The organism is Bacteroides sp. 43_46, from assembly GCF_001915455.1.
In the GTDB taxonomy this organism is placed as follows: Bacteria; Bacteroidota; Bacteroidia; order Bacteroidales; family Bacteroidaceae; genus Bacteroides; species Bacteroides caccae.
This window is the reverse complement of sequence record NZ_MNQN01000126.1, coordinates 130,208-146,358: the sequence shown is the minus strand read 5'-3', so window position 1 is coordinate 146,358 and position 16,151 is coordinate 130,208. Positions and strand designations below refer to the sequence as shown.

Genomic DNA, 16,151 nt, shown 5'->3' with positions numbered 1-16,151 from the left:
GTTTTACACTTCGTCTTTTCTGAATAATTCGTCACATAGGGTTTCAAACTGCTCCGGTGACAAACTAATTTCCTTGTAAATATCAATAATCTCTTTTGTGTTTAATTTATCCATATCCTCCTCTCTGATAATAGGGAAAACACCACCCATTTCTGCAACAGCAGGACTTATTAACAATCCTTTTTCCCCTTGGTTATAGTAACAGTCGGGACGATGTTTGGAACGTAGGAAAATGACGCAATTCCAAGCTACCACTTCATCATCTTCGCCATGCTTTGTACTGTCAATTGCATACCAAGCTATTATATTGATTAAAGGTTCTTTACCGTAAAAGGTAGAGAGGATGTTGTAGATATTCTCGAATTTCTCTATTAATTCAGACCTGAGAATTGATGCTAGACCAATGCTGGTTATAAAAGTATTGTTTGCATAGCTATTTACGATAGCCGGGACATCGTCGAAGTCTGTTTGTTCTATTATATCGTTCAGAAAATCCTTGAAAAAGGGAGTAGATAAACTTTCCTCTTTTCCTGCTGCTTGGAAGTGCATGTGGTCAGGAGCAGAAGCACCGCACTCCGGGCCGTTATAGAGTATATAGAAGTCTATCATATTTTCGGCTAAGTGAAGCATATCTTCAAAACGTCCTTTAATGCTTTGTGAGGTATGTTCCTTGTCGATGATTGTCAAGTGCCGCTGAAAAATGGGATAAGGGTTGAGGCATATCTCATAATGTCCGAACGGCAAACTGGTTTGTTCTGCAGGGCGATTCTTTTCGCATAAGAAACATGGTCTTTCCTGAATGGAGCGGGTATCCGTTTTTGCCATAGTGGAGAGGGCGCGTTGAGGGTTGGGGAAAATTCGGAACACCATTTCAATATCATCTTCTTCGACTTCCAGTTCTTTTGCTTTTTCCAGATTTTCTTCCAGTGCCTCATAATTCTTTTTCGCGAGTTCCCAGTTTTCTTTCTGATCTTCTATCATTTCTTCTACAAGCTCCTGAAAATCTTCATCAATCGTATGCATCTGAATTCTGCTTTGTATTTCCCAAGTGCGGATTCTGTCTTTATAAAAGTTGTTCTGATTGACTTTTTCAATACTTAATGCGGCATCTGAATTACCTTCCCAACGTCGGCAAAGGTATATTATATCATAGATACGTCCGATCTTATAATCGCGTGAAATGTTTAATCCTATGGCATAATCTTCACCGTAGCTGGTGTTTGGAAATTTGATGTTACGAATGATAGGGGTATAGAAAGCACGTGGAGCGCCCAAACCATTGATGCGTAAAGCATTGTTTTTTCCGTTCTCCAATGTCCATTCTTTATGGTCAATGATGCCGGGGGCTATTTCGTTCAAGTGGAAGTCGGTCATTAGATACGTTCCTATCACCATTGCGCAGCTTTCCTTATAAAAAGTATCCACGATTTTCTGGATTGTATGTTCGTCTTTATATAAGTCGTCGCTATCTAACTGTATGGCGAACTTTCCGCATTTCTCGTGATGTACACCCTTGTTCCAGCAGCCGCCTATACCTAAATCATTCTCTTGGGGAATGAAATGAATCAATCTTTTGTCTGCGCTTAGTTCCTGAAGCGCTTCGGTAGTTCCGTCGGTCGAATGATTGTCGATAACGATAACGTTGAAAGGAAAGGTAGTCTGTTGGTTTAAAGCAGAGCTGACTGCATCACGAATAGTATGAATACGATTGCGGACAGGGATGATTACGGATACTTCAAATTCAAAGGTCTCGTTGCAAAGATTGACTGTCCGTGAAGAAGAAGGCATTAAGTAGGCATCAATGCATTTCAGATATTCTGTGCAAGCAGCTTCCATTTCGAGCTGTACTTCCCGATTTTGGGGATCTACATAGTCGAATTGTTTCTCTCCGCTTTTTCTGGTATCAGTTTCAACTTCGGTATATAAATATTCGTTAATGTGTATAATGGAATAGTTGACAGCTATGAACAAGCGCATATTATATAGTCCTGCATATTGATATCTTTTGTACAGTTTATCCGCTGTGTAAGTGAATGCGGAAGTGCTGAATAAAAGTATGGAACCGAAGTCGAAATCATCTCGAACACTTCCCAATTGGTAATCAATGACGGGTGCTTGTTTTAGTTCTTCATGAATCTGTTGATAGCGGTCGGCATATACTATTCCATTTTTCTTGTTGTTCTCCATAACTTGCACCATGCGTTCCAATGCATATAATCCCAACTTTAATGGAGTTTGTTTGGTGTACAACAGAATGTAGTCTGTACTTGCATGAGCTGCGATTGTTTTCATCGTACTTGTGGAGTAAAGCCCATCGATAGGGAGCCATTTACAATCCGGGAGACATTTCTTACCGGGAGCAGAACCTAATAAATAGATTTTATCTACTAGCTCTGACGCTTGTAATTCTTTCACTGTTTGCATTGTATCTTCCGAAGTGCCGAAAGGTATAAAGCAATTGATTCTTTTTTTCATTTTGCTAATTGGTATTAAAGAGCTGTCGTATTGTTTATGGTTGATTTCTTTCGAATAAGGAAGCAAAGCCCGGTGAAAGTAAATGCAGCGTTAAATAATAGCAGTTCGTAACTGATTTGATAACCGTTGAACCATGCTTCCGAATTTCTTTGCAGGATATAGCAGAGGACAGGGGAAGCGATAGCTATCGGCGGGATATATTTATCGTAAATTTGTTTCTTGGTGAAGATACCGAAGGCGAACAATCCGAGAATAGGACCATACGTGTAACTGGCTAATGTATAAATCGCATCAATGACGCTGGTATTATTCAGCAGGTTGAAAACGAAAATAATGATTCCCATAACGATTGCCATGCCGATATGTACGTGCTTGCGTATCTTGCTGAGAGCGGCCTCCCCTTTTTTCTGTGCATTCAGAATATCGACAGTGAAAGAGGTGGTCAGTGCGGTTAATGCCGAGCCGGCAGCCGAGTAGGCGGAAGCTATTAATCCGATGATGAATAGGATACCGACTATACCCGGAAAGTAGTTTCCCGTGGCAATCATAGGGAATATCTCATCACTCTTATCCGGATTCTTAATGCCTTGTTGCGCTGTGAATGTATAGAGTAATACCCCTAACATCAGGAAAAGCAGAATCACGAAGAATTGTGAGATGCCGCTTGTAATCATGTTCTTTTGAGAATCCCGGAAGTTCTTGCAACTAAGATTACGTTGCATCATGTCCTGGTCGAGTCCGTTCATGGCAATGACGGTAAATACACCCGCCAGAAATTGTTTGAAGAAATATCGCTTGTCATTCACATCATCGAAAAAGAATGTCTTGGAGAAATCACTGTCCGATAGGGTAGTGACTAAGCTGTTAAAATTCAGGTGCAGGCTCGAAGCTATATAATAAATGCACAGGACAACAGAAACAACGAGACAGAATGTTTTGAGTACATCTGTCCATATCAGTGATTTCACACCTCCCCGGAATGTATAGAGCCACACAATAAATACGGTGAGAATGACGTTCAGCAGGAAAGGGAGGTGAAAGGGCTCGAAAATGAGCAGTTGCAGTGTCAGACAAACGAGGAATAGCCGTACGGCTGCCCCCAACATCTTTGAGATAAAGAAAAACCATGCGCCTGTCTTATAAGACGAGGAGCCGAACCTGTTCTCCAAATATTCGTAAATGGATACCAAATTCATGCGGTAGAAAAGCGGGACGAGCACAAACGCTATGATAATTTGCCCGACGATGAATCCCAATACCATTTGTAGATAGGAAAAACTGCTGGCTTGCACCATGCCCGGAACAGAAACGAAAGTAACTCCGGAGATGGTGGAGCCGATCATGGCAAAAGCGACGATATACCATGCCGATTTATGGTTTCCTACGAAGAAACCTTCATTATCGGCCTTGTGTCCTGCTATATAAGAGATTGTGAACAGGATTGCGAAGTATGCCACGATAGTAACGGACAAAACGATTGGACTCATATCTACTGTTTAAAGGATTCGATTCGTTTCGCACTTATGTAAGCGCTTCCCGGTACTTATCCTGCGTTTTTTGTGCATCTTTTACTTCCAACTTAATAACAAACGGCTCCTGCGGCATATTTTTAGGCAGGCTGACATTATATTCATTGCGAGTGGTTTCTGTTACCTGGGTTTGTTCACCCGTCAATGTCTTTGCGGTGGTGATAGTTATCCCTTTGGGAGTTTTAACTGTGAGCTGTCCGGAATAGGGAGGGTTGAATACGACCATATAGACTTGATTGCTTTTGCGGGTATAATATCCCCAATCTTGTTTCTCCCAGCCGGCATAATCGCAACCATAGATACATTCGCTGTTTTTCTTCATCCATTTACCGATGAAATCGGCTATCTTTTTCTCTTCCGGGCGGAAGTCTCCGTCGGGCTGAGGGCCGAAGTTGACTACCATATTTCCACCCATAGATACGGCGTGTACAATACGTGCCAATACCTCAGTCGGATTTTTCACATAGCTCAGTGACCAGTCTTTGTGGTATCCCCATTGGTTTTCGGGAATAGTCATACAGGCTTCCCAATCCCATTTTGTTACGTGTAAGTCTTTTACGGGATCAGGCAGGCGGCGCTCGTAAGCCGATTCATAGTCCCCCATGAGATGTCCGTTGCTGTCGAAATGGCGTTTCCCGTAATCATCGGCCCGCAATCGGCTGTTGATAGTTACACCGGGAAGCATTTCTTTCAGCATACGTTCCACGTGTGCAGTCCACCAACCGTTTTGCTTGATACTTGCGTCCCATGTTCCGTCAAACCAGAAATCCTTGACAGTAGGGTAGCGGGTTGCCAGTTCTTTCAACTGATTGTCGGTAAATGTCAGGAATCTTTGGAAAGCGATGCTATCTTCCTGGGTCTTGATACTGCTTCGCCAGTCCGGATGACTCCAGTCCAACACGGAGAAATAGAAATGTACGTCGATACCGACTGCATTATAAGCCTTTACCAATTCTCCCAAGATATCTTTCTTGTAAGGGGTATTAGCTACCGTATACTCTGTATATTTGCTGGGCCACAGGCAAAAGCCTTCATGGTGTTTGGTGGTTATCTTTACATATTTTACTCCCATTTCTTTGGCCATTTTAGCCCATTTCTTGGCATCAAACTGTTGGGGATTCCATTGTTTCATAAGTTTCAGCCAGTCCGTAGTCGGAACTTTGGCCCACGCTTTCAACCATTCGGCAGCGCCGTGGTATGTTTTATTGTTCCATTCACCGCCGGGAATGGCATATAACCCCCAGTGAATGAATGCACCCAAACGGTTTTCGCGAAACTTCTGCATAGCAGGGTCCTGTCTTTTACCGAGACGGTCGGCGCCATATTTGAGTTCAACTTCCAGTTCTGCAGGTAGAACTTTCTTTTGTGCTTGTACAGCCGGAACGGCTAATAGAAAACTGAATAAAAGAATAATTATCAAGTGTTGCTTTTTCATGATATATATGTGATTAGATGTTGTTTTATACTTTACATTTATTGGCTTTGCTGCAAAGATAGGGATTAGTTTGTAATTGTGGTAATATTTTTGGATTGTAAAAATTGAGGTTTCTCATTTCGCTCTTTATTTAGACTCTGTTTGGAGGATTGAATATAGACATTTATCATAGAAACCCTGATTATTCTTGTGTATTCTTTATTCCGGGTGTTCCTCCTGTCGGGTCTTTGGAAGAATGCCAGTTAGCTTGCTTTGAAGATACTAAGTCCGGTGATTTCTTTTCGAGAGAGATACCTTGGTTCCTTTTGTTACCGGAACTATGCATTGACTCAAGATAGCTGCACTTGTCGATCATTCGGGGATTTTCTTCGTTAGTCATTATAGCCAGGTGGCTGTCTTCATTAGTCAACTTCGGGAAGTTGGGAATCTCTATAATGGTTTCTCCGTTTACTTTATGCTTTTTTCTAAGTGCGGCGGCAGATTTGGTCAGGCATATATATCCGTGGGAAGAAATGCAGATGTTTTGATTGTTGTCCGGGTGTTTCAAGACTACCGTTGTCTTGGTTTCTGTTGAGCCGTTATCTGTGTCGATATATCTTAGAAGTTTTAATGCCGGAATAGAAATATCGTTGTTACCCGGATTATAAAACTCTATGTATTCCGCACCGTCTGTTGCATTGTCATACATGATTTCGTTGAATGATAATATATTCTTGACTTCTTCCGGATAATCAGGCAGAACCGGATCTTCGGGAACATCAGGTTTATCTGGCTCATCAGGTGTTTCAGTAGGTTTGGTAGTAGTCTCCACATCATTGGACAATTGTATATGGTGGAATGTGAAACCTTTACAACGTGTCTTGGTATAAATACAGTATATTCCACAATAAAGAGAAGTCAGGATGCTGTTGTCTTTTACTTGCTTTTCTTTGGTGTATTCATTTTCTGATTCCAGTCGTGTCCAGAAAGTCCAGTAACCATTGTTATCACATTCCACTTTTATGTATAACTTGGGTGAGTTGTTTCCTTTCATCACTTCCCTTCCCGAAGCCAACAGCTTGGGTTGTTCTCCGTTCTGCCGGTAAAGGGCAACGTTGTCTTTGGCTCCTCCTATTTGGATATAGTAACCGTTTACGTTGCCGGAGAGTACATTTGAAGAAGAAGTCAGGTAAAATCGAGCATAATTGTTGGCGGAAGGATTGAATGTAAGGCGGACTCCGAACTCCCAACGGGTATTCTTTACGGAGTTGGAAGGTATAGTGACATAAGCGGTTCCTGCATTTTCTTGCGGATCGTTCAGGCGCAGTCCTTCTTTAGAGTTGATTGTGAATTTATCTGTTTCTCCTTCCCAGGGCAGTTCGGATGTAGTATTATCTTCTTCTGGATTTCTCTCATCTTCATCGTCGGCGGGAAGCGAACAATTATAGAATAAGACAATAAAGATACTTAGAAACGTGAAAGTCTTACAAATTCTCATACGGTTTTGTATAAAGTCATTTTATTTAACCGTATTTGTTTGTGAATAACGCAGAGACAATTGCGGCTTATCTTATGATTACGGGGACAAAGGTATGGCTTTCTGTTGAATAAAGAAAAAAAATCGTCTATTGTTTTAAGTGGAATTTAGAAATAATAATCAAGGACTGCCGGGAGCCATTCTGTTTTATAGGCTTCCGGTAATCTCTGATTCATTTTATTTATAGGTAACATTAAAAGACTGTTCGAAGCGGGGCATTACATATTTATCCGTATAGGAAGTGAATGTTATGCCGGGCATTTTCAAGTCTACGCGTCCGGACATGGACTCCAACAGAGGGTACAGCCTGATAGAAGGGGTGTTTATATCGGTAGGGGCACTTCGGAAGTTGAAGTTCTCCGTCTGTACTATTTTGGGAGTAACGGTTACTCCGTTGAGAGTGTCTGGAAAACGCTCGTCGGACATCAACCGGCGGAAATAAAACATGGACAGGATACTGGCGAATACTGTTTCCGAATAAATATTTCCGGTGAGGTCACAGCGTACGGTTCCTTTCTCTTCCTCTTGCCCCATCATGACGAAATCACCGATCACGGAACTGCATAGCGTAAAGGAAATCTTCTCCAGCTTTACGACAAAGAAATTGTGTAGCACCACGGCAACTGCCAGAGAAGCAGGAATGCAATGGTTACGTTAATTTATTTGCTTAATTGATTTCGAGAAAAACTATATATATCTTGTCTTTAATATTATTATTTACTACTTTTGATATACATTTTTAGATAGATACGGCATATTATCCACAAAACAATCTTCTTAGAATAAATTCAAAGTTGGAGAGCAACGAACTTTTTCATAAATTGTTTCATGCGTACCAGTATCGAAAGGAGAAGAACATCACTTCATTCTGTAATGCGAAAATGAATCATGAAATTGAGGCACATTTTGCGCAATACTGTTATTTATTAAAGAGTGAGGATGATGCTCCAGGATGGTCGTTTGCGGCTGAGCATGCAGACAATCGAGGCATAGCGATACAGATGTTAAGTACATATATTAACAATAAAAGGAGATTACTACCTGATATGTCACCGGAATATGTGAATGGTCTTATTGAAAATAATATTGTAAATGTTTTTAGAAAAACTGATGCCTATAAAGATTATCCATATGACAATAGTCGTGGTGTGGAATTTGATTTTGAAAATTTAAGAGAAATAGCTAAAAATTGTTGATATGAGAAAAAAAGTAATAGTCCTAGTTAGTTTGTTATTTGTGCTAGTTGATATGTATGCACAAACATTTTATTATGATACTACTCAGGTGTTTTATGCTCAGCGTTATGTTTGTGATGTAACACAAGAATCCAAGTCTGTAAGGCTATATAGTAAAAGTAATAAGTTTACAGAAGTTGAAGCTGTCAATAAAGAAACGGGCGCAGAAATTACTGATGCTGAAAGAAAAGAGGCAAACTTTGTAGATGATAGTCAGTTATGGGGAAAATGTTTGTCTATTTTGAATGAATCTTTTTCTGAAGAGGAGAGAACGCGGGTACAAGGTTGCAAATTTATAATAATACTGCGTGTTGATACTAACACAGGAATAATACGTGATGTAGAATATCGTTTTCCGGCTGTTAGTATGCTTGCAACAGTACCGGTTTCTGTTTATCAAGAAATGGAAATAAAGTTGAAAAAGGAAATAGTCTTTAATATAACGGAAAAAGGAAAAAGGTTCAATTATATTCCTTTTGTGTGGGCTCATACTGTGAAATAGAATACTAATATTAAAAAATGGTGTGTAATAATAAGAAAAACAGTAAGTTACTCCCGTTTTCGTCGTCAACTGTATTTTCGAGGGAATGCTTAAAGATGTAAAAAGGCAACTAATTCATAGCGAATTAGTTGCCTTGCATTTTCTTATTTTAGGAATATCCCTAAGTCGATCATTTGGATATCCTTAGGCTTTATGCCTTCTTATACGTTTTTTACTTTAATCAGATACTCAGCTATCTGTACTGCGTTCAATGCCGCACCTTTCTTGATCTGGTCACCTACAATCCAGAAAGTCAGTCCGTTTTCGTTCGTCAGGTCTTTACGGATACGTCCTACGTAAACCGGATCTTTACCTGCAAGGAACAACGGCATCGGATATTCCTTTTCTGCCGGATTGTCCTGAAGAACCAATCCTTCGCCCTTGGCGAATGCTTCGCGGGCTTCTTCTACGGAAATCGGACGTTCTGTTTCTACCCAAATGCTTTCAGAGTGAGCACGTAATGCAGGAACACGTACGCAAGTAGCACTGACTTTGATATCGGAGTGCATGATTTTGCGTGTTTCGTTGAACATCTTCATTTCTTCTTTGGTGTAACCATTTTCGGTGAAGACGTCAATCTGAGGAATCAGGTTGAATGCCAACTGATACGCGAACTTTTCCACGGTAACAGGTTCGTTAGCCAATACTTGGCGATATTGTTCATACAATTCGTCCATGGCAGCAGCACCCGCACCACTTGCTGCCTGATAGGTAGACACGTGCACGGTTTTTATATGAGAAAGCTGTTCGATGGCTTTTAGTGCAACTACCATTTGGATAGTCGTACAGTTCGGGTTGGCGATGACGCCGCGAGGACGTTCCAATGCGTCTTCGGCATTTACTTCAGGCACTACCAAAGGTACATCGGCATCCATACGGAATGCACTGGAGTTATCGATCATCACAGCACCATACTTGGTGATTGTTTTTTCGAATTCCTTGGATGTTCCTGCTCCGGCAGAAGTGAAAGCAATGTCTACCCCTTTAAAGTCATCGTTGTGTTGTAAGAGTTTCACCTCGATCTGTTTACCGCGGAAAGTATAAATTGTTCCGGCACTACGTTTAGACAACGGGAAGTTTCTCTCATCGAGCACGCGCAGGAATTCCTGTCCCACGGCTCCGCTTACGCCAACAATAGCTACTTTCATCTTTTTCTTTTGTTAAATTGTGAATATTGTATTTATCTTCTTACACTGTCGAATAGAAGATATTTGGCTGCAAAATTATAACATTTTGCCATATAATCAGTATTTCGGGTGAGAAAAAAGTTATAAGACTATGAGTTTTTAGCAGTAACTGATAGAACCTGTATTGAAATAACCTAAAACTCACGACTCAAACCTTGTAACTTATTGGTGGTATGCGAACTTTTTTGTTCCTTTGCATTGAATTCCTAAAGCCACAGCCTATGAACTTGTTTGATTTTAATTTGACTTTACCGATAACCGATCCGACCTGGGTATTCTTTTTGGTATTGATTATCATTCTTTTTGCTCCGATGATTTTGGGACGCCTTCATATACCTCATATTATTGGCATGATTCTGGCGGGAGTACTGATAGGTGAACATGGTTTTCACGTGCTCGATCGTGACAGCAGCTTCGAACTCTTCGGTAAAGTAGGACTATATTATATCATGTTCCTTGCCGGACTCGAAATGGACATGGAAGACTTCAAGAAGAACCGGACGAAAAGCATTGTGTTCGGTTGGCTCACTTTTCTTATTCCAATGGGATTGGGTATCTGGAGTAGTATGAGTGTGTTGGGTTATGGTTTCCTTACCGCTGTGTTACTGGCTAGTATGTATGCTTCTCATACGTTGATAGCTTATCCTATTATCAGTCGTTATGGATTGTCGCGTTTGCGCAGTGTCAATATTACGATTGGTGGTACGGCTGTTACCGTTACTCTTGCTTTGATAATCCTTGCCGTCATAGGCGGTATGTTCAAAGGAACTGTTGACGGTTGGTTCTGGGGATTTCTTGTGGCAAAAGTTGCTTTTCTCGGATTTCTGATTGTTTTCTTCTTTCCTCGTATCGGCCGTTGGTTTTTCCGGAAGTACGATGATAGCGTGATGCAATTTGTATTCGTGCTGGCGATGGTCTTTCTCGGTGGTGGATTAATGGAGTTTGTAGGAATGGAAGGCATTTTGGGAGCTTTCCTTGCCGGATTGGTCTTGAACCGTCTGATTCCTCATGTATCTCCCTTGATGAATCGGTTGGAATTTGTAGGAAATGCACTGTTTATTCCTTACTTCCTGATTGGTGTAGGAATGATTATTGATGTACGAAGCCTGTTTACCGGAGGCGAGGCATTGAAAGTTGCTGTCGTTATGACAGTGGTAGCTACTTTTAGTAAATGGCTGGCTGCATGGATCACGCAGAAGATTTACCGTATGCAACCGAATGAACGGAGTATGATATTCGGACTTAGTAATGCTCAGGCAGCAGCTACGCTTGCAGCGGTATTGATCGGTCACGAAATTATTATGGAGAATGGGGAGCGTTTGCTGAATGATGATGTGTTGAACGGTACGGTGGTGATGATTCTTTTTACTTGTGTAATCAGTTCTTTGGTAACAGAACGTTCCGCCCGCCGTTTCGCTATGAATGAGGAATTGCAATCAGAGGAACAAGGTGCAAAGAAAAGTACCGAACAGATATTGATTCCCGTGGCTAACCCGGATACAATTGAGGATTTGATAAATCTGGCTTTAGTGATAAAAGACGCCAAACAGAAGAATGGTTTAATCGCATTAAACGTTATTAATGATAGTAACAGTTCGGAGAAGAAAGAACTGCAAGGAAAGCGAAATTTGGAAAAAGCGGCAATGATTGCCGCTGCTGCCGATGTTCCTGTAAATATGGTCAGCCGTTATGACCTGAACATCGCTTCGGGAATTATCCACACGATTAAAGAATATGAAGCTACGGATGTAGTAATCGGTCTGCATCGGAAAGCGAATATTGTTGATACCTTTTTCGGGAATTTGGCGGAAAGCCTTTTGAAAGGTACACATCGCGAGGTGATGATCGCTAAGTTTCTGATGCCGGTTAATACCTTGCGCCGGATAAATATTGCCGTGCCGCCAAAGGCGGAATATGAAACCGGGTTCTCAAAATGGGTGGAACATTTCTGCCGTATGGGAAGTATTCTGGGATGTCGCGTGCATTTCTTTTCCAATGAACGTACGCTGATGCGTCTTCAGCAACTGGTAAAGAAAAAATATGCAGGAACTCCGACTGAATTTTCCTTGTTGGAAGAATGGGAAGACCTTTTGTTATTAACAGGGCAAGTGAACTATGATCATTTGCTGGTGGTAATCTCAGCCCGTCGCGGTTCTATCTCTTATGACACCTCTTTCGAACGTCTTCCGGCGCAGCTAGGAAAATATTTCTCAAACAATAGTTTGATTATCCTGTATCCCGACCAATTCGGAGATCCGCAGGAAATTGTGTCTTTCTCTGATCCGCGCGGTCATAATGAATCACAACATTATGAGAAAGTGGGTAAATGGTTCTATAAATGGTTAAAGAAAAGCTAATGGAAAAAAACGACTGGCAACAAAGAACGGAACTCCTGTTAGGAGAAGAAAAGATGAATCGCATCCGGAAGGCACACGTATTGGTTGTGGGATTAGGCGGAGTGGGCGCTTATGCTGCCGAAATGCTTTGTCGTACGGGAGTTGGCAAAATGACTATTGTAGATGCGGACACTGTGCAGCCTACGAATATGAACCGCCAGTTACCTGCCATGCACTCTACGTTGGGAATGCCGAAAGCGGAAGTATTGGCTACCCGGTATAAAGATATCAATTCGGATATTGAACTGACGGTACTCCCTGTTTATCTGAAAGATGAGAATATACCGGAACTATTGGACGCAGGCAAGTATGATTTTATAGTAGACGCAATTGATACAATCAGTCCGAAGTGCTTCTTGATTTATGAGGCGATGAAACGGCATATCAAGATTGTGTCCAGTATGGGAGCGGGAGCAAAGAGCGATATCTCTCAGGTCCGTTTTGCAGATCTTTGGGATACTTATCATTGTGGACTAAGTAAGGCGGTGCGGAAACGTTTGCAGAAAATGGGAATGAAACGTAAACTTCCGGTAGTATTCAGTACCGAACAGGCTGATCCGAAAGCTGTATTGCTGACTGATGATGAACAGAATAAGAAATCAACTTGCGGGACAGTGAGTTATATGCCGGCTGTGTTCGGCTGCTATTTGGCGGAATATGTCATTAAACGATTATAAATATCATGATAAAATTAGAAGGAATAACAAAAAGCTTCGGTTCATTGCAAGTCCTGAAAGGTATTGATCTGGAAATTAACAAAGGCGAGATTGTCAGTATTGTAGGTCCTAGTGGGGCAGGTAAGACTACCTTGTTGCAGATCATGGGAACGTTGGACGAACCGGATGCAGGTAATGTGCAGATTGACGGAACTGTAGTGAGCCGGATGAAAGAAAAAGAACTCTCTGCATTCCGTAATAAGAATATAGGTTTCGTTTTTCAGTTTCATCAATTGCTGCCGGAGTTCACCGCATTGGAGAATGTGATGATTCCTGCGTTTATCGCAGGAGTATCTTCGAAAGAGGCAAACGAACATGCTATTAGAATACTCGATTTTATGGGATTGGCAGAGCGTGCTTCCCATAAACCGAATGAGTTGTCGGGAGGAGAGAAACAACGCGTTGCTGTGGCGCGTGCTTTAATCAATGATCCGGCTGTAATACTGGCGGATGAACCTTCCGGTAGTTTGGATACACATAATAAAGAAGATTTACATCAACTGTTCTTTGACCTGAGGGAGCGTTTGGGACAGACTTTTGTGATTGTTACCCATGACGAGGGACTTTCGAAAATCACCGACCGAACGATACATATGGTTGACGGCATGATTAAAAAAGATTAATAAGAGAACTCAACTTCTAAAAATGCATACCAAAAAGGTAGAACCTTGCAAGTGTTCTATCTTTTAGCTATATATTTATAGTCGCTTCTCTACGGAAGTCTGTGAAGATGATAGTAGAGTGTTTGTTTTGTTTGTGTGTGATGCATTCTTGTCTGGTGTGATAGGAATGCATCTTTTTTTTATTTATTGTGACAAACGAGGAACTATTCATAACAAATATAAGGAGTAATCCGTTCGAAATCTGCTGTATTGAATTCCTCGTAAAGTGATAATTGCTTGAGGTTTGTCAAGATCCCTTTCTTTTTTCGGTATTCCACAATAACTTTGGCTTGATAGTAGTTTATATACGGATGATGCATCATCCGTTCGATACTTGCCTTATTTATGTTAATACGGCGGATTTGGGTTGCGTTGATAGAGAACCAGGGCCGGAGCATCTCTGCTTTTAAATGTTTCTCCTGTAATTGCTCTATTTTATAAAAGCCCCCTAGCTGTGTCCGGTAATTTACAATCATACGGGCAATGGCACTTCCGATACCTGGAACTTTCTTAAGTTCGGTCGTGTCTGCTTCATTCAGGTTGATGACGGTGCCGGGCTGATATTTAAGCAGGGTATCCTGCGGCATCCTTTGTTTCATTAATAGTCGGACGGTATCTTTTGTTGAGGACTGTTCGGTAATACGGATATAAGGATGTAAAGTCTGATATTGCTCGTCTGTCAACCCGTATATCTTTTGGAAATCTTCCGGATGACGGAACTTTCCCTGTTTCTTGCGGTAACGCAGAATGTTTTTAGCTATCCACGGAGGCAATCCCAATGATATAAAAGTAATGGAATCGGCAGTGTTCGGATCGAATATAGAGAGCCTGACTTCTTTTGGTGAATAGGAATAGTTTTTCGGAGGGTCCCCTTCTGCGAATTTCCTTTGAGGTTTTATTTCTTTGATCGATGAAATGAATTCATCATATTCTAGCTTGAATTTCTCATCTTCTTCAGGAGTAACTTCTTGAGGAGTGGAGAATAGTTGCACGAGCCGGGGAATTGAGAATACCCCTATAATAAGAACGACAAGGACGATAATGCCTTGTCGTTCGGTTTTAGTGAAATAAAAAAAGTCTTTCCACATTATAGTTTGATTAGTCCCAGTTCATTGATAAATATCAGTGAGATAGCGATTGGTGCGATATATTTTAATATAAAGATGATTAGTTTGTATACAGGAATTTTTATTGAACCGTTATTTGTAATCTCCGACCAGACGATTTTCTTATCAAGATACCAGCCGGTAAAGAGAGAAATACAGAGCCCGCCGAGCGGCAACATGATTTTAGCCGTAACAAAGTCGAAAAGGTCGAACATTCCCAAACCGAAAATCGTGAATCCTTTCGTCACTCCGAGGGATAGTGAACAGAATATTCCCAAAAAGATACATCCTCCGGTCACGAGTCTTGCTGCTTTTCCACGGGATAAGTTGAATTCCTCGTGCAGATAGGCGGTTACTACCTCATGCAGGGAAATCGTGGAGGTTAATGCAGCCATTGCCAGCAATGCATAAAACATCACAGAGAATATGTATGCTAATATAGGTACTCCGCCGAATGCCTGTTGGAATACGTTAGGCAGAGTGATAAAGATGAGGCTTGGACCCGAATCAGGTTGTATGCCTACGGAGAAAGCGGCCGGGAAGATGATAAATCCGGCTAATATCGCAACGAAAGTATCAATGATTCCTACACTGAAAGCCGTTTTTGTCAGGTTGGTCTCTTTGCTGAAATAAGAGGCGTACGTACAAAGACATCCCATTCCCAGGCTTAAAGAGAAGAAGGCTTGGCCCATAGCACTCAAAAATACATTTCCGTCCACCTTGCTAAAGTCCGGTTTCAGTAGAAACTCGATGCCCGCACCGGCTCCCGGTAGAGTGACCGAGCAAACAACCAATATAACTATAATAATAAATAAGGTAGGCATCATAATCTTGGAAGATTTCTCGATTCCTTTTTCTACCCCTTTCACGATGATGAAGTGCGTAATCAGCAGGAAGGCTATTAACCAGATAACTGGTCGCCAGGGATTACTGGAGAATTGTTGGAACGAGGTGATGAATTCTCCGGAGGTTTTTCCTGAGAAACCATTAGTGGCAGCTTCGAGAATATATTCCAGCGTCCACCCTGCAACTACGGCATAATAACTGAGAATCAGGAAACCTGCCAATACTCCCATACGTCCCACCCAGCGCCAATGTGTGCCGGGAGCTAATTTTTGGTAAGCCCTTGCCGTATTAGCTTGCGAATGGCGTCCTATCAGAAACTCTGCAATCATAATAGGAAGCCCTAAAAGGAGAATACACCCTAAATAGATTAATATAAATGCAGCACCTCCGTGATTTCCGGTTTCATAGGGAAACCGCCAGATATTACCCAGTCCTACTGCCGAGCCGGCGGAAGCAAGTATTACGCCTAACTTACTACCGAAGTTCGCTCTATCATTTTTTGTCATA

12 protein-coding genes and 1 pseudogene are annotated in these 16,151 nt (G+C 41.5%); 5 read left to right on the top strand and 8 right to left on the bottom strand.

What is annotated here, in order from left to right; all coding sequences use genetic code 11:
* Window positions 1–3: 3 nt before the first annotated feature.
* From BHV72_RS15215 to BHV72_RS15195, 5 genes and pseudogenes are all read right to left on the bottom strand, one after another.
* On the bottom strand, window positions 4–2,475 hold the full coding sequence (locus BHV72_RS15215) for a DUF4922 domain-containing protein (RefSeq protein WP_286856450.1): 2,472 nt from the start codon (window positions 2,473–2,475) through the stop codon (window positions 4–6).
* Between the two features lie 14 nt (window positions 2,476–2,489).
* Window positions 2,490–3,962, bottom strand: coding sequence for a sodium:solute symporter (locus BHV72_RS15210; protein WP_005678928.1), 1,473 nt, complete (start codon window positions 3,960–3,962; stop codon window positions 2,490–2,492).
* A 34-nt stretch (window positions 3,963–3,996) separates the two neighbouring features.
* Window positions 3,997–5,439, bottom strand: coding sequence for an alpha-L-fucosidase (locus tag BHV72_RS15205; protein ID WP_130056541.1), 1,443 nt, complete (start codon window positions 5,437–5,439; stop codon window positions 3,997–3,999).
* Window positions 5,440–5,620: 181 nt separating this feature from the next.
* Window positions 5,621–6,916 (bottom strand): lamin tail domain-containing protein, encoded by a 1,296-nt coding sequence (locus BHV72_RS15200; RefSeq protein WP_130056542.1) that lies wholly within the window; start codon window positions 6,914–6,916, stop codon window positions 5,621–5,623.
* 282 nt (window positions 6,917–7,198) lie between these two features.
* Window positions 7,199–7,614: pseudogene (locus tag BHV72_RS15195) on the bottom strand (DUF4857 domain-containing protein); the annotation flags it as partial.
* A gap of 222 nt (window positions 7,615–7,836) precedes the next feature.
* Between BHV72_RS15195 and BHV72_RS15190 the strand changes: the two are divergent.
* On the top strand, window positions 7,837–8,151 hold the full coding sequence (locus BHV72_RS15190) for a hypothetical protein (RefSeq protein WP_005678933.1): 315 nt from the start codon (window positions 7,837–7,839) through the stop codon (window positions 8,149–8,151).
* Window position 8,152: 1 nt separating this feature from the next.
* On the top strand, window positions 8,153–8,692 hold the full coding sequence (locus BHV72_RS15185) for a DUF5043 domain-containing protein (RefSeq protein WP_005682234.1): 540 nt from the start codon (window positions 8,153–8,155) through the stop codon (window positions 8,690–8,692).
* A 200-nt stretch (window positions 8,693–8,892) separates the two neighbouring features.
* On the opposite strand, the gene BHV72_RS15180 is transcribed toward BHV72_RS15185, so the two are convergent.
* On the bottom strand, window positions 8,893–9,879 hold the full coding sequence (locus BHV72_RS15180) for an aspartate-semialdehyde dehydrogenase (protein WP_286856443.1): 987 nt from the start codon (window positions 9,877–9,879) through the stop codon (window positions 8,893–8,895).
* Between the two features lie 260 nt (window positions 9,880–10,139).
* Between BHV72_RS15180 and BHV72_RS15175 the strand changes: the two genes are divergently transcribed.
* The 3 genes from BHV72_RS15175 to BHV72_RS15165 are packed head-to-tail and all read left to right on the top strand — an operon-like array spanning window position 10,140 to window position 13,653.
* On the top strand, window positions 10,140–12,275 hold the full coding sequence (locus tag BHV72_RS15175) for a cation:proton antiporter (protein ID WP_005682233.1): 2,136 nt from the start codon (window positions 10,140–10,142) through the stop codon (window positions 12,273–12,275).
* Window positions 12,257–12,991: a tRNA threonylcarbamoyladenosine dehydratase gene (locus BHV72_RS15170; RefSeq protein WP_286856441.1), complete on the top strand. Its 735-nt coding sequence runs from the start codon at window positions 12,257–12,259 to the stop codon at window positions 12,989–12,991. The genes BHV72_RS15175 and BHV72_RS15170 overlap by 19 nt, the downstream gene beginning before the upstream one ends.
* A gap of 5 nt (window positions 12,992–12,996) precedes the next feature.
* On the top strand, window positions 12,997–13,653 hold the full coding sequence (locus BHV72_RS15165; RefSeq protein WP_005678941.1) for an ABC transporter ATP-binding protein: 657 nt from the start codon (window positions 12,997–12,999) through the stop codon (window positions 13,651–13,653).
* A gap of 203 nt (window positions 13,654–13,856) precedes the next feature.
* On the opposite strand, the gene BHV72_RS15160 is transcribed toward BHV72_RS15165, so the two are convergent.
* Window positions 13,857–14,780 (bottom strand): ComEA family DNA-binding protein, encoded by a 924-nt coding sequence (locus BHV72_RS15160; protein WP_286856438.1) that lies wholly within the window; start codon window positions 14,778–14,780, stop codon window positions 13,857–13,859.
* Window positions 14,780–16,150, bottom strand: coding sequence for a sodium-dependent transporter (locus BHV72_RS15155; protein ID WP_122134121.1), 1,371 nt, complete (start codon window positions 16,148–16,150; stop codon window positions 14,780–14,782). The genes BHV72_RS15160 and BHV72_RS15155 overlap by 1 nt, the downstream gene beginning before the upstream one ends.
* Window position 16,151: the final 1 nt, after the last annotated feature.

Coding starts and splice junctions, on each gene's coding strand:
- BHV72_RS15215 (WP_286856450.1), bottom strand. CDS start 2,475: ATGAAAAAAAGAATCAATTGCTTTATACCTTTCGGCACTTCGGAAGAT.
- BHV72_RS15210 (WP_005678928.1), bottom strand. CDS start 3,962: ATGAGTCCAATCGTTTTGTCCGTTACTATCGTGGCATACTTCGCAATC.
- BHV72_RS15205 (WP_130056541.1), bottom strand. CDS start 5,439: ATGAAAAAGCAACACTTGATAATTATTCTTTTATTCAGTTTTCTATTA.
- BHV72_RS15200 (WP_130056542.1), bottom strand. CDS start 6,916: ATGAGAATTTGTAAGACTTTCACGTTTCTAAGTATCTTTATTGTCTTA.
- BHV72_RS15190 (WP_005678933.1), top strand. CDS start 7,837: ATGAATCATGAAATTGAGGCACATTTTGCGCAATACTGTTATTTATTA.
- BHV72_RS15185 (WP_005682234.1), top strand. CDS start 8,153: ATGAGAAAAAAAGTAATAGTCCTAGTTAGTTTGTTATTTGTGCTAGTT.
- BHV72_RS15180 (WP_286856443.1), bottom strand. CDS start 9,879: ATGAAAGTAGCTATTGTTGGCGTAAGCGGAGCCGTGGGACAGGAATTC.
- BHV72_RS15175 (WP_005682233.1), top strand. CDS start 10,140: ATGAACTTGTTTGATTTTAATTTGACTTTACCGATAACCGATCCGACC.
- BHV72_RS15170 (WP_286856441.1), top strand. CDS start 12,257: ATGGTTAAAGAAAAGCTAATGGAAAAAAACGACTGGCAACAAAGAACG.
- BHV72_RS15165 (WP_005678941.1), top strand. CDS start 12,997: ATGATAAAATTAGAAGGAATAACAAAAAGCTTCGGTTCATTGCAAGTC.
- BHV72_RS15160 (WP_286856438.1), bottom strand. CDS start 14,780: ATGTGGAAAGACTTTTTTTATTTCACTAAAACCGAACGACAAGGCATT.
- BHV72_RS15155 (WP_122134121.1), bottom strand. CDS start 16,150: ATGACAAAAAATGATAGAGCGAACTTCGGTAGTAAGTTAGGCGTAATA.